This window comes from Corallibacter sp. (genome assembly GCF_048381695.1).
GTDB lineage: Bacteria > Bacteroidota > Bacteroidia > Flavobacteriales > Flavobacteriaceae > Corallibacter > Corallibacter vietnamensis.
The window spans coordinates 173,988-193,663 of sequence record NZ_JBLXHI010000001.1 but is presented as its reverse complement, the minus strand read 5'-3'; the positions used below and the strand labels follow the sequence as shown (position 1 = coordinate 193,663).

The 19,676-nt window shown below is 30.5% G+C and carries 19 protein-coding genes; 6 read left to right on the top strand and 13 right to left on the bottom strand.

What is annotated here, in order from left to right; all coding sequences use genetic code 11:
- Positions 1 to 10 precede the first annotated feature (10 nt).
- The 3 genes from ACN5J3_RS00900 to ACN5J3_RS00890 are packed head-to-tail and all read right to left on the bottom strand — an operon-like array spanning position 11 to position 4,096.
- The gene (locus ACN5J3_RS00900) at positions 11 to 1,702 is read right to left on the bottom strand and encodes a DUF6909 family protein (protein WP_418510439.1); all 1,692 of its coding nucleotides are present in this window, start codon (positions 1,700 to 1,702) and stop codon (positions 11 to 13) included.
- Between the two features lie 28 nt (positions 1,703 to 1,730).
- Positions 1,731 to 3,233 (bottom strand): GH3 family domain-containing protein, encoded by a 1,503-nt coding sequence (locus ACN5J3_RS00895; protein WP_418510438.1) that lies wholly within the window; start codon positions 3,231 to 3,233, stop codon positions 1,731 to 1,733.
- Positions 3,233 to 4,096 (bottom strand): M23 family metallopeptidase, encoded by an 864-nt coding sequence (locus ACN5J3_RS00890; protein ID WP_418510437.1) that lies wholly within the window; start codon positions 4,094 to 4,096, stop codon positions 3,233 to 3,235. Before ACN5J3_RS00890 ends, ACN5J3_RS00895 begins: the two co-directional genes overlap by 1 nt.
- Positions 4,097 to 4,387: 291 nt before the next feature.
- Between ACN5J3_RS00890 and ACN5J3_RS00885 the strand changes: the two genes are divergently transcribed.
- The 4 genes from ACN5J3_RS00885 to ACN5J3_RS00870 are packed head-to-tail and all read left to right on the top strand — an operon-like array spanning position 4,388 to position 11,984.
- Positions 4,388 to 5,542 carry an HlyD family secretion protein gene (locus tag ACN5J3_RS00885; protein WP_418510436.1) on the top strand — a complete coding sequence of 385 codons (1,155 nt, stop codon included), beginning with the start codon at positions 4,388 to 4,390 and terminating at the stop codon, positions 5,540 to 5,542.
- Entirely contained in the window at positions 5,535 to 7,694 is a 2,160-nt protein-coding gene (locus ACN5J3_RS00880) for a peptidase domain-containing ABC transporter (protein WP_418508817.1), read from the top strand. The genes ACN5J3_RS00885 and ACN5J3_RS00880 overlap by 8 nt, the downstream gene beginning before the upstream one ends.
- 18 nt (positions 7,695 to 7,712) lie before the next feature.
- Positions 7,713 to 10,829 (top strand): lantibiotic dehydratase, encoded by a 3,117-nt coding sequence (locus ACN5J3_RS00875; RefSeq protein ID WP_418510435.1) that lies wholly within the window; start codon positions 7,713 to 7,715, stop codon positions 10,827 to 10,829.
- A gap of 60 nt (positions 10,830 to 10,889) precedes the next feature.
- A complete protein-coding gene (locus ACN5J3_RS00870; protein ID WP_418510434.1) occupies positions 10,890 to 11,984 on the top strand; it encodes an alcohol dehydrogenase catalytic domain-containing protein in 1,095 nt (364 codons plus the stop codon).
- Positions 11,985 to 12,383: 399 nt separating this feature from the next.
- On the opposite strand, the gene ACN5J3_RS00865 is transcribed toward ACN5J3_RS00870, so the two are convergent.
- The 8 genes from ACN5J3_RS00865 to ACN5J3_RS00830 all read right to left on the bottom strand — a co-directional run bounded on the left by ACN5J3_RS00865 (position 12,384) and on the right by ACN5J3_RS00830 (position 16,306).
- Positions 12,384 to 12,533 carry a class IIb bacteriocin, lactobin A/cerein 7B family gene (locus ACN5J3_RS00865; RefSeq protein WP_417291546.1) on the bottom strand — a complete coding sequence of 50 codons (150 nt, stop codon included), beginning with the start codon at positions 12,531 to 12,533 and terminating at the stop codon, positions 12,384 to 12,386.
- A 45-nt stretch (positions 12,534 to 12,578) separates the two neighbouring features.
- On the bottom strand, positions 12,579 to 12,737 hold the full coding sequence (locus ACN5J3_RS00860) for a class I lanthipeptide (RefSeq protein ID WP_417291545.1): 159 nt from the start codon (positions 12,735 to 12,737) through the stop codon (positions 12,579 to 12,581).
- Between the two features lie 171 nt (positions 12,738 to 12,908).
- The gene (locus ACN5J3_RS00855) at positions 12,909 to 13,067 is read right to left on the bottom strand and encodes a class I lanthipeptide (protein WP_418510433.1); all 159 of its coding nucleotides are present in this window, start codon (positions 13,065 to 13,067) and stop codon (positions 12,909 to 12,911) included.
- A gap of 6 nt (positions 13,068 to 13,073) precedes the next feature.
- Positions 13,074 to 13,256, bottom strand: coding sequence for a class I lanthipeptide (locus ACN5J3_RS00850; RefSeq protein ID WP_417291543.1), 183 nt, complete (start codon positions 13,254 to 13,256; stop codon positions 13,074 to 13,076).
- Between the two features lie 20 nt (positions 13,257 to 13,276).
- The gene (locus tag ACN5J3_RS00845) at positions 13,277 to 13,453 is read right to left on the bottom strand and encodes a class I lanthipeptide (RefSeq protein WP_417291542.1); all 177 of its coding nucleotides are present in this window, start codon (positions 13,451 to 13,453) and stop codon (positions 13,277 to 13,279) included.
- A 30-nt stretch (positions 13,454 to 13,483) separates the two neighbouring features.
- Positions 13,484 to 13,657 carry a hypothetical protein gene (locus tag ACN5J3_RS00840; protein WP_417291541.1) on the bottom strand — a complete coding sequence of 58 codons (174 nt, stop codon included), beginning with the start codon at positions 13,655 to 13,657 and terminating at the stop codon, positions 13,484 to 13,486.
- A gap of 29 nt (positions 13,658 to 13,686) precedes the next feature.
- Entirely contained in the window at positions 13,687 to 13,860 is a 174-nt protein-coding gene (locus ACN5J3_RS00835) for a class I lanthipeptide (protein WP_417291540.1), read from the bottom strand.
- Between the two features lie 757 nt (positions 13,861 to 14,617).
- Positions 14,618 to 16,306: a helix-turn-helix domain-containing protein gene (locus tag ACN5J3_RS00830; RefSeq protein WP_418510432.1), complete on the bottom strand. Its 1,689-nt coding sequence runs from the start codon at positions 16,304 to 16,306 to the stop codon at positions 14,618 to 14,620.
- Between the two features lie 260 nt (positions 16,307 to 16,566).
- Here ACN5J3_RS00830 and ACN5J3_RS00825 point away from each other — a divergent pair, with 260 nt between their 5' ends.
- Both ACN5J3_RS00825 and tatA read left to right on the top strand, forming a co-directional pair.
- Positions 16,567 to 16,731 (top strand): class I lanthipeptide, encoded by a 165-nt coding sequence (locus ACN5J3_RS00825; protein WP_417291538.1) that lies wholly within the window; start codon positions 16,567 to 16,569, stop codon positions 16,729 to 16,731.
- A 52-nt stretch (positions 16,732 to 16,783) separates the two neighbouring features.
- A complete protein-coding gene (gene tatA, locus ACN5J3_RS00820) occupies positions 16,784 to 16,963 on the top strand; it encodes a twin-arginine translocase TatA/TatE family subunit (protein WP_418508813.1) in 180 nt (59 codons plus the stop codon).
- Positions 16,964 to 17,042: 79 nt separating this feature from the next.
- On the opposite strand, the gene ACN5J3_RS00815 is transcribed toward tatA, so the two are convergent.
- Both ACN5J3_RS00815 and ACN5J3_RS00810 read right to left on the bottom strand, forming a co-directional pair.
- Positions 17,043 to 18,017, bottom strand: coding sequence for a DUF4837 family protein (locus tag ACN5J3_RS00815; RefSeq protein ID WP_418510431.1), 975 nt, complete (start codon positions 18,015 to 18,017; stop codon positions 17,043 to 17,045).
- Positions 18,018 to 18,041: 24 nt separating this feature from the next.
- Positions 18,042 to 19,625 (bottom strand): LysM peptidoglycan-binding domain-containing protein, encoded by a 1,584-nt coding sequence (locus ACN5J3_RS00810; RefSeq protein ID WP_418510430.1) that lies wholly within the window; start codon positions 19,623 to 19,625, stop codon positions 18,042 to 18,044.
- Positions 19,626 to 19,676 lie beyond the last annotated feature (51 nt).

Genomic DNA, 19,676 nt, shown 5'->3' with positions numbered 1-19,676 from the left:
ATGAATTAAATTAATTAAATATTTGCTGTAATATTTTTCTTGTTATTAAATAAGTTGGTTTAACACCTGAAGTCCCTAATCCTCCTGAAGCCAATGTACTACCTGTTTCTAAAGGATTATCACTTGCATAATAAGCATAACGCACTTTAACGTTTTCATTAATGCTTCCTCGTACTTTTGATGCTGCTTGTATTGCTTTTTGATAATGCGCACCTTCCATTTCTAAACCAATAACATTCCACGTAGAATTATGAAAAAACTTTAAAATATCTTTATTCTGTAATGATGTTCCTAAAACAGTGATCATAGAGCCTTCGTAAATTGCTAGTCCATGACCATCTAGATCGGCTTTGTTTAGTTCATTTTTAAATGGGTAGTTATCAGCTGTTCCTTCAAAAATATGTGCTGAAGGAATCATTATATCTCCTTTTCCTCCTTCTAAAATACCTGCTTTCCCCATAATTGAGATAGACTCAACATTTAAGTGGATTTTGTTTCCATCTACTTTTATAGGTTTTAATAGCTCGTCTATGGTCTCATATGCTTGTTCGCCAAAAGCATAATCCATGACAAAAATAACAGGCTTATCTTCTAAATTGTTAAAGGTGTTATTTACTTCAATATCAGTTTTGGTAAAATCAATTTTTGATGTATCAAATATTTGTACATCTATGTTAGTTCCTGAAGTATCTTTAATATAAATCATTCCTCTCTGCAACGCTTCTTTAGAAACTTTATTGCGCAAGGTATCATTTTCTTTTAAACCTAAAGACTCATACATCTCTAAAGTACTTTTTTTAGTCTTTAGACTTTTTAGTGCTTCTGGAGCAAACAGCGTGTTCATAACACTGTGCATATTGGCACTAATAACATGTATTGGGCGTGATAATAAATTATGCTTATTTAAAGTTTCTTTTATTTTATTTGCCCATATTTCTCCATGGATATGATGCCCTAATCGCTCTCTTAAAACTGGGCTAAAAGTCACTGTTCGCTTGTTATTGTTTACAACTTCTTCTATAGCAAGTTTACCTAACCAATAAACTATATGAAGGAATCTTTCTGGTTGTACTGCAGATGAAAACTGGCTATAAACTTCAGTTATTTCATTAAATGTTCTGCCTAAAATATTTGCAGTATGTGTTATAGCTATTTCTCTTTCTTGCTGTGTTAGCTTTTTTGATGATAATACTGCTTTTTCTAATTTAACCCAATCTCTTGTGGTGCTTCCTTGATCATCAATTAAAACACGTCTGCTTATTTTGTGAGATTCAACAAAAAGAAATGTTAAGTGTGTTAATATATCGTAAATCTCTGATCGACCTCTAGTGATTTCAATATTCATTTGCTCACTATCAATACGGTAACAGTTTCTTCTTCTTTTTGGTGGGATTATGGCTTTAAAATGAGAGTTTCCGTAACCTTCATCACTTGTTAGGTTTATAAAAGTACATTCTTCAATACCTATTGGCAACCTATCAATAACATATAAAAGCCCTTCTAATTCTGCTTTTTCTTCTCCAATAGATCCATAAATTTCAGGTCTTAAAAGCAATAATGCTTCTCTTAATGTTTCTCCAGAGACGCCCATAGGCTTATAAAAACCTCTATTAAACAAGTGACGCATGGTAATATACATTCTCTCAATAGCATTTGAGCTCTCTTGAGCTCTCGTTCTAGCATGATGTTTTTTATTACTCATATAATTTGTTTAGCGAGCAAATATAACACTATTTACTCAAACTAAAAGGTTTAAGAGCATCTGCTATCTTTCTGTCATTTGACAACCTAGGTAATTTGTTTTGTCCTCCTAGTTTCCCTATGGATTTCATGTAATTTTGAAAGCCGTCTTTTTGTATTCTACTGATTTTTAATGTCTTTAAAACACTTCCTTGTATTAAATCAAAATAATAACTATTTTGTTTTTGAAGAGATTTATCTAATGTTTTTGCAAACTCTAGTATATTATTAGGCTCTGTTTCAAACTCAACAAACCATTCATGATAAGGCAACCCGCTTATTGGGTTTATTTGGGGAGCTACTGTAAATTCTGAAACCTGAACGCCGGTTCCGCTAATAGCTTCTTGCATAGCCTGTTCTACTTCTTTACCAATAACATGTTCACCAAAAGCAGAGATAAAGTGTTTTATTCTACCAGAAACAACAACACGATAAGGTTTTATTGATGTAAACATAACAGTGTCACCTAAATTGTAAGCCCAAAGCCCTGCGTTTGTTGATATTATCATAACATAATTAACATCAACTTCAACATCTTTTATTGTGATTCGTTTTGGATTTTCTTCAAAAAATTCATCTGCTTTTATAAACTCATAAAAAATCCCTGAATTTAACTGCAAAAGCATGCCTTTTTCATCTTGCTTGTCTTGATATGCAAAAAAACCTTCACTAGCAGGATAAAGCTCTATGCTATCAACTTTTCGTCCTATTAAGCTTTCAAATTTTGCTCTGTAAGGCTCGTAGTTAACACCTCCAAAAATGAATAGATTGAAGTTTTTAAAAACATCCCCTACTTTTTTATTTGTTCGTTCTTGAATCTTTTCAAAATACATTTGTACCCATGATGGAATACCTGAAATTACAGTCATGTTTTCAGGCAAGGTTTCATCTACAATCGCATTTACTTTAACCTCCCAATCTTCTATACAGTTTGTGTCCCATGAAGGCATTCTGTTTTTTTGAAGATATTTTGGGACATAATGTGCTACAATGCCAGACAATCGACCTAATTGCACACCATTTTTTTTATCTAAAACAGGACTTCCCTGAAGAAAAATCATTTTTCCATTTACAAACTTGGCGTTTCCTGTTTCATGAATATACATTAATATTGCGTTTCTAGCTGCCTCTATATGAGTTGGCATACTTTCTTTTGTTATGGGTATATATTTGGCACCAGATGTTGTTCCTGATGTTTTTGCAAAATAAATAGGCAACCCTTTCCAAAGGATATCTTTTTCTCCAGAGACTACGCGCTCTACATAGGGTTTTAATGCTTCATAATCTCTTATAGGTACTCGTTTTGTAAAATCTTTATGATTATTTATACTTATAAAATCATGATCTTTACCAAACTGTGTTTGTGCGGCATCACTAATTAAGTTCTGGAATATTTTGTTTTGTGTCTCTATAGGGTTTTTAGCCCATTTTTGAACTTTTTTATAAATACGTTTTGCAAATGGTTTTGCTAAAGCTGATTTGATTGATAACATTAATTAAAATCTATAAAGTTTGTTGGGTTAATAGGATAACCATCGCTCCATAACTCAAAATGCAAGTGTGGTCCTGTAGTTAATTCTCCCGTATTACCTATCGTTGCTATTACTTCTCCTGATTTTACTAACTCGCCTTGGGTTTTAGTCAGCATAGCATTATGTTTATAAACCGATATTAATCCGTGGCTATGTTCAATGATAATCACATAACCTGCTTCTGTAGTCCATTCAGAAAAAATAACCGTTCCATCATCTGTTGCTTTTACAGGTGTATTTTCCTTAACAACAATATCAACAGCATAATGCTTTTCCTTTGCATTGTACTCTTGGGTTATTGTTCCTTTTACCGGCGGAAACAACACAAAGCTTGCATTAGATTTTGCTGACTCAAATAAGTTATATTTATCTTCTTTCTCAACCTTTTCTCTTAATAATGAGTCTTCCTTACTTGGTTTTAAATCTACTTCATCAACATCTTGTTTTGCTGCTTCAATGATAGAGTCTCTATTAAAATTTGCTGTACTAACCTCTCCATGAAGCACTTGCTTTATTGATTCAAAATAACGCTCATTAACCGCAATAACTTGTTGAAGCGAATCTGTTTTATAATTAAGCTCTGTTGCTTTTTTCTTTAAAGCCGTAGATGAGTAACCAGGAATGTATTCTCGTAATGGTGTAAAGGCTATTAAAAGGGTTGTTCCTGCAATTAGTAAAATAGTAGAAATAGATAGCAGTACAAACACGTTTAACCTTGTAAGTTTAAATGAAAGTCGTTCCTCAAAAGTGTCTTCGTTTAAAATCACTAAACGGTACTTATGAAGTAACTTTCTCGTGAATTTTTTAGGCTGTTTTTTATTCATGAAATAGATTCTCTTACAAATATAATTAATAGAATGTTATCTTAATGACTTATACGTAGCGACTTGCAAAACCCAAACCCTAAAAACCACATAAAAAACTAAAAAACAACACTTTAAAACAACATAAACGTCCTCATTTTTATAAAATACGGTAGTCTTCTTTTGCCTATTATGTATAGAATGTTTTAGTTTGGGTTAAACTCAAGCACATGTTCAAAACTAATACTGACATCTATTATTGTCACCGTTCTTCTTTTTTAACAATTGCTTGGTTAAAAAAAGATAAAACAAATGACTGAAAATAATATTTTTCCTGAAGATATTCTAAACAATACTGTAGAGTATCACATTGCAAAACACAGCAGAAAAAGTAATCTAATATTTTGGTTAATCTTTTTAGCAATTGCAGCTATTTTAATAGCACTACCTTTTATTTATGTAGATGTTTATTCAACAAGTAGAGGCTTAATTATTTCTGAAGAGAACCCAGTTACATTATATGCTCCAACTAGCGGTAGAGTTACTTACTACAACTTAAAAGAAAACGAATATGTCTCTAAAGGCGATACTCTTTTAATTGTTAACCAAAAAATACTAGATGAAAAAAGAGACCTAATCGATATTCAAGCGGAAGATGCCCAAGAATTCATTAATGATTTAGGTTTTATGCTGGATAAAAAGTTCTCAAAAATAAAGACTAAACAATTTAAAAAAGAATACATACAGCATAGCCAAGAAATATTTAACATAAACACACTAATAAAAAACTCAAAAACTCAATTTGAAAGAGCTGATCTTTTATTTAAGAAAAATGTTATTGCTAGAACAGAGTTTGAAAAAGCACTATTAGACTTAAATAAATTAAAAAACGACAAAATAAATATTATCAATCAAGCACAATTAAGGTGGCAAAAACAACTAACAGAATATGAAGAAAAGCTTGATAACTTAAACTCAAATAAAATTCAACTTTTAGAAGAAAAAAACACCTATGTTTTAACATCTCCAATTGATGGGGAACTTATAAATGTACAGGGTTTTAACAAGGGTAGTATTGTAAACCCTAGCAATAACATAGCTAATATTTCCCCTGTAAAAAACTTAATTATAGAATCATATGTATCTCCTTCAGACATTGGGTACATCAAAGAAGGCGTTGACGCTAAATATCAAATAGACTCATACAACTCAAATCAATGGGGATTTGCAACTGGAGAAATTATTGAAGTAGGAAAAGATATCATAACCTTAAACGACGCTGCTATTTTTAAGGTTAGAAGCTCTTTAAATGAATCTAAACTATCTCTCAAAAACGGTGCTGAAGGCAACTTAAAAAAAGGAATGACTGTTACTAGCAGGTTCTTTTTAACTCGCAGAAGTTTATTCCAGTTATTATTTGATAGCATAGACGATTGGTTTAACCCATATAACAACAAAAATGAGTAAAATAGAAATAAAACAACATGACTTAAGTGATTGTGGAGCTACTTGTTTAGCATCAATTTCAGAGCACTATAACTTAAGTATTCCTATAGCTAGAATTCGTCAGTATGCCAATACAAATCAAAAAGGCACAACGCTACTTGGGTTAAGAGAAGCTGCTAACAAACTTGATTTTATTGCAAAAGGCGTAAAAGCATCTATTGAAAGCATAGAAGAAATTCCTCTTCCAGCCATTGCTCATGTTATTATAAAGCATGAAGAACATGAGTTTCCTCACTACATGGTGATATACAAAGTTACCAAAGACTATGTAAAGGTTATGGACCCTGGAACAGGTAAACTAGAGAAAAAAACAAGAGAAGCATTTGAAGCAATCTTTACGGGATATATGCTAATATTAATACCTGATGAAGATATTTTTAAAGAACGAAATGAAAAATTTTCGAATTTAAAAAGAATGTCTTTTTTACTAAAACCTCATAAACACATATTAGTTCAAGCTATTATTGGTTCTATTCTTTACACTGTTTTAGGTTTTTCAATCTCAATCTACATAGAAAAAATCACAGATTTTGTTTTAGTAAGCGGCAATAAGAGTCTTTTAAATCTTATGAGTGTTATTGTTATAGGCTGTATTATTTTACAACTCATTTTTGGTGCACTAAAAGATGTATTCATGCTTAAAACCAGTCAACAAATAGACTCAAGGCTTATCCTTGGATACTACAAACACTTATTTACTATGCCTCAAAAATTCTTTGACACTATGAGAATAGGCGAGATTATGTCAAGAATTGGAGATGCTGTTAAAATTAGATTGCTAATAAACGAAACCGCATTAAGTATTATAGTAAATGTATTCATTGTTTTATTTTCATTCATATTCATGTACACTTACTACTGGAAGCTGGCTGCAATAATCACCCTGATCATTCCAGTTTATATCATCATATACTTTATTGTAAATAGATTGAACAAAAAAGTAGAGAGAAAAGTGATGGAAAAAAATGCACTTTTAGAATCACAACTTGTAGAGTCTATAAAAAACATAGGTACTGTAAAACGCCTTTCTCTTGAAGATTTTTCAAAAAATAAAACAGAACTAAAGTTTATTGACTTGTTAAAAAGCATATACAGTTCAGGAATGAACAACATATTCTCTACCGCCTCAACAGATTTTATTTCAAGAATCTTTACTGTTATTCTCCTTTGGGCAGGAACATACTATGTCATTGATGGAGATATCACTCCAGGAGAATTATTCTCGTTTTATTCAATTATAGGCTATTTTACTGGCCCAGCTTCTCAATTAATAGGAACTAATAAATCTATACAAAATGCTCTTATTGCTGCAGACAGACTCTTTGGAATCATGGATTTAGAAACAGAAGTAAGTGAAGCCAACATTAATCTTTCAAAAAAATCTCTGGGAGATATTCATTTTGACAAAATAACTTTTCATTATGAACTAGGAAGAGACATCTTTAAAGACATTTCGTTTACAATTCCTAAAGGAAAATTTACAGCACTTGTTGGAGAAAGTGGAAGTGGAAAAAGTACTGTTGCCTCTCTTATTCAAAACATCTATCAACCTTCTAACGGTAAAATTAATATAGGTGATTATGATTTAAAATATATTACAAAAGATAGCTTAAACAACCTTATTACATCTGTTCCTCAAAGTGTTGAACTCTTTGACGGTTCAATTATTTCTAACATCGCTATTGGAGAATACAGCCCAAACATGGAAAAGGTTATTGATGTTTGCAAAAAAGTAGGAGCTTATGACTTTATTGAGTCTCTGCCTAATGGTTTTGAAACCTATTTAGGTGAATTTGGAGCTAATCTATCTGGAGGCGAACGTCAACGAATTGCTTTTGCTAGAGCTCTATATAAAAACCCTGAAGTTCTTATCCTTGATGAAGCCACTTCTGCTCTCGATTCTGAATCTGAATTAGTTATTAAAGAACTTATAAATGAATTATCTAGCCAGGGAAAAACCATTATTATAATTGCTCACAAACTTCAATCTATTGTTAAAGCAGATAAAATTATAGCCCTAAAAAAAGGAGAGGTTGTAGAAACTGGAACACACCAAGAACTATTAAAAAACAAAAACTACTACTATAAAATGTGGGAAAATTTAAATGTCTAACCTTAAAAGTCTTAACTTATGAAAAATCATTCTTTTGCAAATAAAGCCATAATTAGAACTCCGTTAAGTATAAAAAAAACAGATATTACATGGGAGCAAATTCAAGAAATTTTTAAAGAACCTAAACACAGAGAAGCACTTTTTTTAGGCTCACCAAACATTTATAAAGCAATGGAAATGTGGGAAAAAGGCGAGGCTTTTCAGACTGAAGACGAATTAAAAAACCTTAAAGGATCTTTATACAAATACACTTCAAGGCTATCAAATAGATGTACGCCTTTTGGCTTATGGGCTTCTGTTGGCACTATAAACCTAGGAAAGGAAAGTCATATAAATGTAGAAGAAGCTACTCTTGATAGAACTACAAAGTTTGATATGTACTTTTTAGGAAAAGTACTTCCAGAAATTACTAGCAACCTACCTTTTAGAAATGCTTTAAAATATTATCCTAACAACTCTATGTACAAGGTAATGGACAAGTATAGATATGTAGAATACTACTTTAAAGACAATATAAGGTGCCATAAAATATCAGAAGTAGACATTAACAAGTATCTAGAAAAAATAATTGAGATAGCCAGAGATGGCGCTCACATTAAAGATTTAATTAAACCTATTACTGACGATAATATTTCTGAAGAAGACGCTCTTAACTATATACATGAAATTATAAATAGCCAATTCATTAATAGCGAACTAGAGTTTACCTTAACAGGAAATGATTACCTAGAAAGCCTTCTTGAAAAATTATCAGAAAAACGCTTTGACTTTTATGAAGCAAAGGTTATAAAAAACCTATTAACTCGTTTAAAAGAAAAAATCTCTAACATTGATAGCGCTGTTTTTAACGACCCTGAAAAATACAGAGAGATACACGAGCTTATTGAAAAAGAAATTCAAGAAACAGACATTACAAAGCTTTTTCAAGTAGACAGTTATAGACATATAAATGACGCAACATTAAGCTACTCTACCATAAAAAAATTAAGAAATGCTATTGTAATACTTAACAAACTTCAAAACAATAGATCTAACCCCACTTTAGAAACATTTAAAAAACGTTTTTTAGAACGATACGAAGAGTATGAGCAACCTTTAATAAACGTATTAGACCCTGATTTAGGTATTGGTTATGGTAATAGTTCAGGAGCAAAAACACCTTTAGTTGATAAACTTTCTATTTTTAGAATCGCTACTAACGACAGAAAAATATCTTGGAGCAACAAAACTACTTTTCTATTTAAAAAAGTTTTAAATGCTTATAAAAACAATGAAAATGAAATAAAATTAACAGATGAAGAGATAAACAGTTTTGATGAAAACCAAAAATTGTACCCTGATAGTTTTTCTACATTTTTTAGCGTCTTTAATGAGCATGAAGAAGAGAAAATACACTTAAAATCTGTTTGGGGACCATCTGCTAATGGATTAATAGGCCGATTCGGACACCTAAACAGCTCCATTCAAGACATATGTGATGACACTCACAAAAAAGAAAAAGATTTATATAAAGACAAAGTTTTAGCTGAAATTATCCATTTACCTCAAGCTAGAACAGGAAACATCTTATACAGAAAGTTTCAAAGAGATTACGAGATTCCTTATTTAGGAAACTCATCTTTAGAAAAAGAAAAACAAATTGATGTATCTGATTTATATGTCTCTGTAAAACGAGGCAAAGTTATTCTTCGCTCAAAAAAACTTAATAAAGAAGTAATTCCTCGTTTAGGAAACGCTCATAATTACAGCGCTAATGCACTACCTATTTATCATTTTCTATGCGATTTACAAGATCAAGATCAGGCAGGTTTATCATTTAGTTGGGGTAGTATTCAAAACGAATTTGAATTTTTACCTCGCGTAAGCTATAAAGACATTGTTTTTTCTAGAGCAACATGGATTTTAAATGAAGAAACAATCAACAAAATTTTAAAATCTGATGAAGAAAACGCAGTACATACCGTTAGAGCTTTTCAAAAAGAACACAACATACCTAATATAATTTCATTTACCAGAGGCGACAATGAGGTTGTTGTTAACTTTGAAAACGAGTTAAGCTGCAAAGTCTTTTATTATATGCTTAAAGGAGAGCGTTTAATTAAGCTTAAAGAATTTTTATTTAAAGAAAATAGCATAACCGGCAACTACTGTAATGAGTTTGTTTTACCTGCATATAAAAACGCAGAAAAAACAAAGGAAAAAACAAAACTTACAAAAAAGAAAGAAGATATCACTTTACAAAAAGCGTCATACTCTACCGGAGATGAATGGCTATATTATAAGTTTTACTGTGGTGAGCGCGTTGGCGAAAAACTATTAAACAAAGCATTAAAACCAATTGTAGATGAGTTGCAATCTCAAGATTTAATCAAAAAATGGTTTTTTATTAGATATGTTGACTCTTTAGGACACCATTTAAGATTTAGAATTCATTTAAAAGACATAACCAAACTATCACTTTGCACATCTATTATAAAAAAGCACATCGATCCATTTGAAAACAACCTGTTAATCTGGAAAACACAAACCGACACATATTTAAGAGAATTACAGCGTTATGGCTTTGACGCAATAGAAGCAACCGAAAAGCTATTCAATAATGACAGCGAAGCAACACTAGCTTTCGCTGACATGATTGAAGGCGATGCAGGTGAATCAGTAAGATGGTTATTCTCTTTACTTTCAATGGATCATCTCCTTAATGATCTTGGCTTTAGCTTAAAAGAAAAAATGCAAATGCTTAACATTGCTAAAACTAGTTTTGGAAAAGAGTTCAACAAAAAAGGCGCATTAAACAAGCAGGTTAACGAACTCTATAGTGATAACATTACAAACATTGAAGCTTTTTTAAACTACAATAGCAAACCTGCTATTTACGAACCTTTATGGGACGTTTTAAAAGAACGTTCACAAAAGAATAAGCCTATAGCAGAAAAAATTCGTTTGCTACATAATGAAAATAAACTACCAGGAGGAATACACAATGTTGCTTTAAGCTACTTACACATGGTTTGTAATCGAATATTTTTAGCAAAACAACGCATTCATGAAATGGTTGTGTATGACATGCTTTTTAAATACTACAGCAAACAACTGCATACACAAAAAAAACCTCAACAAGAAGTTGCAATCTAATAGAAACTAACCAAAAAAAGGAGAGACACAATCTCTCCTTTTTAAATAAAAAACAAAGAAATGAGAGCACTAGCCGTTTTAAGTCCTGCTTTATCAAAAAAAATTAAAGCCAAAGAAAAATACATATTAGAAATTGATTCATTAAAAATTCCACTAGCTTTAATACACGTTCCTGATACAGAGTTTGATGAAAACAATCCTCAACTTGATAACGCTGTTTTAGTGAAGAAAGTAGGTTTTTCTTTAAACTATCGAGACCAAGGCGTTATAGAAAGCGCTTGGTATAAATTAAGTAAAGACAACCAAGAAGCTTATTATCCTATTGGGTCTGAATTTTGTGGAAAAGTTGTTAAAGTAGGAAAAAAAGTCACAAATTTAAATATTGGAGATCATGTAATAGCTAATTGTTCGTACCCATATGCACCAGATAATGTTGCACCAGGCATACCAAGCAACCATGCTAGTAAAGAGCTTGAAATATTTCATAAAGGAAAACTAATAAAAATTCCTAACACTATTCCTGCTGATCAAGCTTGTGGTATGAGTATTGGTGTTCAAACAGCTTTTTCAATGATACGAAAAGCTGATATAAAACCAGGACAAAATGTTTTAGTTACATCTATTACCTCAAACACGTCATTAATTACCTTAAACTTTTTAAAAAACATAGGTTGTAATGTCTATGGTATGTCATATTCAACTAAAGGTATTAATCTTGTAAAAGAACACTTTCCATTTGTTAAAGATATTTTTGAATTTAAAAATCTTGAACTGCCTCAAAACCTCTTTTTTGATGCTGTTATTGATCCTTTTGCAGACACTCATTTAAAAAAACTACAAAACCACCTTAATTTTGGCGCTAATTACGTTACATGTGGAATGTATAACCAATCAAAAGAAAAGTTTAATTCTGAAGCTTCTTTAGAAAACTTACCAGGCCTATTAAGTGGCTTAATAAGCAGAAATGTTAGTTTAATAGGAAACTGCCTAGGAACGACAGAAGATTTAGAAACAGGTGTTAATATTCTTGCAAAGGATTCAGATAGCAACATTGTTATTGACTCAGTATTCAATGAAAATGATATAAATACATTTATTGAAAAATCATTTAACAAATCTTCATACAAAGTAGGAAAGGTAATCCTTCTATATTAGAAAAAATAAGAAAATGCCGTTATGGGTTTACTACAAAAACTCTTAACGGTTTTTTTATAAAATGTCACAATTAGCCCTTTATTACTTTAATACAATCCTTTTTTGAAGTGATAATATTACAATGGTTATAGCTTTACTTTATTTCTTCAAGAGGTGTTTTTAAGAACCTCTTTTTCATGATCTTTATTTATTTTTAATTCTGTTATCACTACTTATTGCCTTCTATAAAATGATTAGTTAGAACTAATTGGTTTACGTATCTATAATTATATCTAGTATTATTTTAACCTCGGTTCTCTAGTTTTAAGTCTTTGTTTTTAATAAACGGAAACCATTTTAAAGCAAAAAAGTTGTGATCAAAAACTTTAATCACAACTTTTTTATAAGTATTTATATTTACTACTCTCTTACAGCAGTATAAATAGAAAGACCAATAATAACACCAACACATACTGGTGTTGTCCCTCCGTCTACTTCTAATAATTGAGAATCATTTAATTCTGTTACTGAACTTTTGTTAAATGCTAATTTGTTGTTTTGCGTTTTCATAATTTTGTGTTTTATAGTTATTAATTTTGTTTGTAATTGTTTTTATTAGTCCATTGCGTTATCTATAGTAATACTCATAGTAATTCCTATGATAACTCCTACACATACTGGTGTTGTTCCACCATCTACTTCTAATAATTGTGCGTCGTTTAATTCTGTTACTGAACTTTTGTTAAATGCTAATTTGTTGTTTTGCGTTTTCATAATTTTGTGTTTTATAGTTATTAATGTCTAGACTGATTACTTTTAAGGATGCAGTCTAATTTCATCCTTAAGCATAAACTTCTATTCTTACTATATTGGCTCTCTTTTTGTTTTATTCGATAAAGTCGAAGGCTATAAACCTTATATAGTATATAATTTCAATTCTGCTTGTTAGTTTTGGTCTTTTAGGATGGTAAAAACAATAATCGTACTGGTTGTCCCAATAGTCATTGTAGTGGTTCCTCCTTTTACTTCGTTTAGCGCTTGGTTATCTAACTCTGTTACAGAGCTTTTTACAAACACTAATTTGTTGTTGTTTTTAGTTTTCATAAATACTTAATCCATTATTTCTTTTACAACTTCTTTCGTTCCTGTTTCATAATATGTATAAACAGATACTGCTACAGAAACGGCTATTGATAATGGAGATGTACCTCCGTTAACTTCTAAAAGTTTTTGGTCATTAAGCTCTACAATAGAACTCTTGTTGAATGCTAATTTGTTGTTTTGCGTTTTCATAATTTTGTGTTTTATAGTTGTTAATTTATTTCGAATTTTAGCGTATGAGAGATACAGTTACTACATACATAACCTGTCGGGTCATCACCTCCAATAATGGTTGTTGTGCCGCCTCCTTGTATGCTAAAAACCTCTTGGTCATTAAGCTCGGTTATTGCGCTTTTTTTAAAATTCAATTTTGATTTATTAGTTTTCATTTTTTTTAGATTTTTAGATTTAAAGACTTCTTATAGCGGTCCATGATCAATCCATGTTCCATAAGTTTTTGTTCTTATAATGGTTTCTACTACAATCGTAAACGTACTTGTTCCTCCTTGTACATTTAGTTGTTCTTTGTTGCTTAATTCTGCAATAGATGTCTTATTAAATAAAAGTGCTATTTGCTTTTCTTGAGTTTTCATAATTAATACTCTTTTAAGGTTTTTTACTTTTATTTAGTAAGCTGTCTTATAGTTGTTGGCACCAGAATACAATCTCCACAAACTAGTGTTGTTTGCTCATTATTTGTTGTGTCTGTTCCTCCATTTACTTTTAATAATTCGCTGTTTTGAAGTTCAACGATAGAGCTCTTGTTAAAATTTAATTCTTTGCTTTGCGTTTTCATAATTATTTGGTTTTAAAGGTTTTATTGTTTATAACTGATTTTAATTTATTAATGAGTTTTCTGTACCAACTTTGTTTTTTAGTAATCTCAACAATGGTATTTCTACCCAATATTTTCTTTTGATGTTTTTTCACAGGCATTAATTTACACCTCAAAAAAGGTGGTTAATAGTTAATTAACACTTGATCATCATCTAGAAGCACATTAAAAAAGTCTTCTTTTAACTCATTAGTAATAATGTCCAGTTCCTGGGTACTTAAATGTTCTTGTGGTGCCATAATATTTCTATTTTAAAACAAGTTTATACACTACTTGTAAAGAGGAGGCTAATAGTCAATAGCTTTTGATTTTCACCATCCTCTTCAACTCAAGCAAATCATTAGCGCTTAAGCTGCTTTTTGTAATTATGTTCCAAGAATTTTATTTGAGAAGTATCTTAAGATTTTCTTTTATCGTTTTAATAAAACAATAAAAGTATTATCTTTGTAGAGTACTTCATGTTGTCGGACATGGAATACATAATTTTGTGTTTTCACAATTAACAGGGCTTTTTAGCTCTGTTTTTTTTTACCTTATCATATACTTTACTTGTTATTTGTTTTTGCTTGAGATTTACAAAGTATATTATAAAGCCTTCATTTAATTTTGCTCTTCAAAGCAAGAAAATAAAAACAAACAAAACAAGTTATCTATCCTTGTTTTTATAAAAAAAAGAAACGATTTCAAAAGGTAAAAACCTAAAAAACAGTGTTTTAAACTATTTTACGTTTTTTATTTTATCAAGGTATACAGATGGTGTTATTCCGGTGGCAGATTTGAAATAACGAGAAAAAGAGTCAGCATTTTTATACCCCATTTCTTCGGCAATTCCTTTTACAGAATATGCTTGTAATTTTTTATTGCTTTTTAGTTCTAATATGGCATAATTAATTCGCAGTTCATTAATATAAGTACTAAAAGACTTATCTAAATGCGTGTTTATTATTTTAGAAAGGTAAGAAGTATTTGTTTTAAGCTTTTTTGCCATATTATGTAATGTACAATCTTGTCGTAAAAAATACATTTTATCTTCAAGTGTTTGTATTTTTTTTAATATTTCGTCTACTTTTTCATCGTCTATAGAGAATGTTGTGTCTTCTTGCTCTTTTTCTATTTCTTCAAGATCTTTTTCTTGGTTATTTTTATCTTTCTTGTCAACATGAATTATAGATGGCGTTGCTTCAGGTTTTGTTAATGGAACTTGTTTTTCTTGTTCTTTTGAAGCTTCTAAATCTTGATCTGCCTTAACCTTATTGGAGTTTTCATAAGCAGTAATTTTATCCATCAACGCATCAAATCGTTTTTGATTTCTAGCTTTTATTCTAAAATATCTTGCAATAAAAATTATTATTAATGCTAACAATACTAACGACGTAACGATCCAGTAGCTCTTCTTTTTTGCTTGTATTTCTTTTTTACTAACCTCTTCATTTAAAGAGATATCGTGTATTTTTTCTAACGCGTATAATCTTTTGCTAGAAACTTTGTCTTTCTCTTCAATATATCTTTGTAAATAGTTATTTGAAATATTCATACTATCTAACTCTTTATAGGCTTCTGCCATCAGTTTATAGTATTTAGATAATTGTTCAGATGATTTTGTTTTATCGCTGGTGTTTGTTTTTTTTAATGCTTCAATAGCATTTGAATAACTCTTACTTTGTAGGTAAATTTCTGCCTGTAAAAAATACGATTCATCAATAAACTCTTGATTTTTAAGATATTTAGCAATTTCAAGTGTTAAGTTTATACTTTGCATTGCTTCATTAGGTCTTGCTTGAAATAAATAAGATTTAGCTAAAAGACTGTTCATATAAAACAAAAACTCTTTATTATTGTCTGCTTTCGCTTCTGTTATTCCTTCATTTATTAAGCTTTCAGATTCTTTAAAGTTTTTGTTTTTTAAATACGCTTCTATTAAGTCTTTACGTATAAACTTTAGATCAACGTCATTGGCTGATTTACTATCTAAATAAATCTCTTTTAATAACCTAACTGCTTCTCCTACTTGACCTATTTCATTTCTTATTATTGCTATTTTTCTATTTATCTTGTTTACAGCCTCTTGAGAATTTGATTGTTTTGCTAGAAGCAGTGATTGATTATAAAGCTCTAATGCATCTTGATAAGATTTTTCTCTTAAAAATATTCCTGCAATACTATATTTAAATTGAATGACTTGATTAGGCTCTTCAACAAGATTAAGAGCCTTATAGTAGTAGTATAATGTGCTGTCAATGTTATTCTTTATTTCATGGGCAACTCCTAATGCTGAATAGGCGTCTACTATATCTTTTTTATTACTAAAATCTGCTTCTAAAAGAAACTTTTTAGATAGTTTAATAACATCATCTGGGTAACTATATATTTTAGTTCGAATAGAGTCGTTAAACTCCTTATTTGTCATTTGACAAAATGATGTTGTAGCAAACAAAAGAAGGAATACAATGTTAAATAAATTTTTATTGAGGCTCATTTATTTTAAATATTGGATTTTAAAAATACGCTTTTTTAAAATGTTTTCATAATCCTAAAGTGGTATATATTACAAGCTTTTGCAAATGAAAAACCAACCTTTTTTTTATAAAATACGGTTTACATTATTTGGAACAAAAGAACTAATAAAATAGTTTTATGATAAATTAATAACCAAAAACCCATATTATTATGAAAACTCAAGCAAAAAAATTAGACTTTACAAAATCTAGTATTGTAGAATTAAATGATCAAAACCTAAACAAAGTAACAGGAGGAACTGGTTCTATTCAAGTGGCTGTGACCTCTTTTGTTCCAACAGAAAGACCTATTACTTATTGTCTTATTGAAAATTAATTTATATCATACACTTTAAATTATTAACTTTGCTGTCATAAAATAAGATATAATGATTTCATTAAGTATATTTTTAGCTCCAGGGCCATGGCAAATAGTTTTAGTTGTTGTGGTTGTATTATTGTTATTTGGCGGTAAAAAAATTCCAGAATTAATGCGCGGTTTAGGAAGCGGTATTAAAGAATTTAAAGACGCTAGTAAAGACGAAAATAATACAGATAAAAAAGAGTAAGTTTTTAATTTAAAAAAATAAAAAAACCAGTGATTTTTTAAGTCACTGGTTTTTTTGTTTATATAGTTTTTTTTAAAATCTAGTCTATCTTTATAGATTTTATAATTGCCTCTAATTCAAACATGTAATCTCTTTTTTGAACAGATGGAGCAAAGGCAAAACCTTCAACTACTAAAAGCCTGTTATTTTTTTCATCTTTTATAATATAATTTACAAAAGGCCCTGACATAAAAGCTCCTTTAACATCCCAAATTCCTTTGGTTTCTATTGCAGGTTTATTATTTATTGTTGTTTTTAATAAAAATGGTGAGTATGAGTTGTCTGTCACCATAAAACTTCCATCAAGAGGTCCAGGAATATGAACCTTTCCTATTGAGTCTCTCATTTTTATAACTTGATTTACTAGACTATCATTTTCCTTTATGTAATCAAAAGGCAATTCGTATAACATCAAATCTGTAGTTCCTGTAGAAATATCTTTTCTAATCCAGTAAAATTTATCCGATTCTTTTGCAATCCTATAGGCAGAAGGAAAGTTGATTGTTAACCCTAAATTTTCCTTGATTCTATTGTTTTTATGAAGCGACAGCTTGATTCTACGTTGCTTTTCTTTTATCTCTTCTTCCTTAAAAGCATTAAGGATACTGTCAGAATTATCTGAAATAAGTTTTACAATATCAGCATCTGAATTTCCCGTAATCAAAACTACTTTTTGTGGCCTTGCAAACACGTCATTTAAAATTTTAATTTCAGATGTTTGGTTTTTTTCTACTTTAAAAACTGTTCTGTTTTGGGTTGCAAAGCCAGAAAATACAGACGGAGGAATCTGATTCATAGAAAACATAGGCTCATCTTGAGGTAACCCATGAACATAGGTTGCCAGTGTATTTCTAATAGCTTCTCCAACTGGTCCATCCCACTGATCGTTATCTACAACAACAGAAATATTGTTTATTTTTCCTGATGATTCTGGTAAAATTTTTTGATTTTTTGACTTACCATTATTACATGCCATAAGCATGATCAATGGTAAAACAAGTAATAGTTTTCGCATGGTTTAGTTTTGTTTTTTTGAAATTTAACCTTTAGCTATTTTTAGCTTCATTCCTGGTTTCAAATTATTACCACTAATATCGTTCCAATCTCGAATATTTTGAACAGAAACTCCTGGAAATTTTCTTGAAATGCTCCATAAGGAGTCTCCTTGCTTTACTGTATAGGTTTTTGAGCTTGATGAAGAAGCTTGAGAAGCATTGCTATTACTAGCTACAGACGTATTTACAACAGGTCGCCTTGGGTAAATAGTTAGTCGTTGTCCTATTCTTAAATTATTACTACGCAACCCATTCCATTGTTTAATTTGGCTAACTCTTACACCGTATTTTCTCGCTATCTTTCCTAAATAATCACCGCTTCTTACACGGTATCTTACTCTTGATTCTGCTTCAAAGAACTGCGGTAAAGGTTTTTCTCGCTTATCAAACTCGGTTTTAGCAAAGGCATAAATTTGCTCTTCATTGTTAACAAATGTGCCTATTGCTGTTCTAGGTAATCTTAAATAATAAGCCTTATCTTCAATATATGGAATAATATCTAATTTATAAGACGGATTCAAAAACTGAAGCTCTTCTATTGGAATATTTGTTGTTTCAGCTACCTGATCTAGCGTAATCATTTGCTTTACTCTAATTGTATCTGTTTCTACATAATGAAATTGTGGTTTTTCAGGTTTAAAACCATGTTCTTTAGCAAATTCAAAAATATACATCGTAGCTAAAAAAGCAGGAACATAACCTGCTGTTTCACGTGGAAGGTTATGCCTAATATTCCAATAATTTTGGTAGCCACCAGATCGTCTTATCGCTTTGGTTACATTTCCTGGACCAGAATTGTATGCAGCTAAAGCTAAATCCCAATCTCCAAAAATTTCATAAAGCTTTGATAAGTATACCGCTGCTATTTTTGTGGACTTTATAGGATCGCTTCGCTCATCTACATAACTGCTTACATCAAGCCCATATTGTTTTCCTGTGGCAAACATAAACTGCCATAAACCAGTAGCTCCTACTCTAGACTTTGCTCTTGGTTTTAATGCAGATTCAACTATAGATAAATACTTCATCTCCAACGGAATATTGAAGTTATCAAACTCACTTTCAAACATAGGAAAGTAATAGTGGCTTAACCCCATTAAACGCTCCATTGAGGTACGTCTGTTTTTTAAGAAGTTTTTTATAACATTCTCTAATGATGGATTGTACTCAACATTAAAAGGTGTTCTTGCGTTAAGTTTTGCAAGTCTTGCTTTTAAAGTATCTGTTGGTAACTCTGGATAAACTACAGGTTTATAATCTAGTTCTGAAACTGTTTTATAAATGGTGTCAAAAAGGGTATTACTATATAACTCCTCTAACCATTTTTCATCTATTTGTAAAGCCAATTCATGATCCTGAAGTGACTTTATTTGAGTAGAGTCTATAACAGCTTGAATTGATGTTGATTGTAATTTCTTTCCATCAACAATAGAGTCAGTCGTTTTAGATACCGATATATTTACCTCTTTTTTATTGTTGTTTTTGATAGGTTGAATTGTGTCTTGAGCAAAAAGCTGAAGAAAACAAACACTAAAACAAAAACAAATAAAAGCGAATTGGGATTTCATGCTTATTGTTTTTTACAATACAACGTATTAAACTATAAAATCTTGTTTTAT

Excerpts from the sequence above, each read along its gene's own strand:
- ACN5J3_RS00900 (WP_418510439.1), bottom strand. The coding sequence starts at position 1,702 with ATGAGTAATAAAAAACATCATGCTAGAACGAGAGCTCAAGAGAGCTCA.
- ACN5J3_RS00895 (WP_418510438.1), bottom strand. The coding sequence starts at position 3,233 with ATGTTATCAATCAAATCAGCTTTAGCAAAACCATTTGCAAAACGTATT.
- ACN5J3_RS00890 (WP_418510437.1), bottom strand. The coding sequence starts at position 4,096 with ATGAATAAAAAACAGCCTAAAAAATTCACGAGAAAGTTACTTCATAAG.
- ACN5J3_RS00885 (WP_418510436.1), top strand. The coding sequence starts at position 4,388 with ATGACTGAAAATAATATTTTTCCTGAAGATATTCTAAACAATACTGTA.
- ACN5J3_RS00880 (WP_418508817.1), top strand. The coding sequence starts at position 5,535 with ATGAGTAAAATAGAAATAAAACAACATGACTTAAGTGATTGTGGAGCT.
- ACN5J3_RS00875 (WP_418510435.1), top strand. The coding sequence starts at position 7,713 with ATGAAAAATCATTCTTTTGCAAATAAAGCCATAATTAGAACTCCGTTA.
- ACN5J3_RS00870 (WP_418510434.1), top strand. The coding sequence starts at position 10,890 with ATGAGAGCACTAGCCGTTTTAAGTCCTGCTTTATCAAAAAAAATTAAA.
- ACN5J3_RS00865 (WP_417291546.1), bottom strand. The coding sequence starts at position 12,533 with ATGAAAACGCAAAACAACAAATTAGCATTTAACAAAAGTTCAGTAACA.
- ACN5J3_RS00860 (WP_417291545.1), bottom strand. The coding sequence starts at position 12,737 with ATGAAAACGCAAAACAACAAATTAGCATTTAACAAAAGTTCAGTAACA.
- ACN5J3_RS00855 (WP_418510433.1), bottom strand. The coding sequence starts at position 13,067 with ATGAAAACTAAAAACAACAACAAATTAGTGTTTGTAAAAAGCTCTGTA.
- ACN5J3_RS00850 (WP_417291543.1), bottom strand. The coding sequence starts at position 13,256 with ATGAAAACGCAAAACAACAAATTAGCATTCAACAAGAGTTCTATTGTA.
- ACN5J3_RS00845 (WP_417291542.1), bottom strand. The coding sequence starts at position 13,453 with ATGAAAACTAATAAATCAAAATTGAATTTTAAAAAAAGCGCAATAACC.
- ACN5J3_RS00840 (WP_417291541.1), bottom strand. The coding sequence starts at position 13,657 with ATGAAAACTCAAGAAAAGCAAATAGCACTTTTATTTAATAAGACATCT.
- ACN5J3_RS00835 (WP_417291540.1), bottom strand. The coding sequence starts at position 13,860 with ATGAAAACGCAAAGCAAAGAATTAAATTTTAACAAGAGCTCTATCGTT.
- ACN5J3_RS00830 (WP_418510432.1), bottom strand. The coding sequence starts at position 16,306 with ATGACAAATAAGGAGTTTAACGACTCTATTCGAACTAAAATATATAGT.
- ACN5J3_RS00825 (WP_417291538.1), top strand. The coding sequence starts at position 16,567 with ATGAAAACTCAAGCAAAAAAATTAGACTTTACAAAATCTAGTATTGTA.
- tatA (WP_418508813.1), top strand. The coding sequence starts at position 16,784 with ATGATTTCATTAAGTATATTTTTAGCTCCAGGGCCATGGCAAATAGTT.
- ACN5J3_RS00815 (WP_418510431.1), bottom strand. The coding sequence starts at position 18,017 with ATGCGAAAACTATTACTTGTTTTACCATTGATCATGCTTATGGCATGT.
- ACN5J3_RS00810 (WP_418510430.1), bottom strand. The coding sequence starts at position 19,625 with ATGAAATCCCAATTCGCTTTTATTTGTTTTTGTTTTAGTGTTTGTTTT.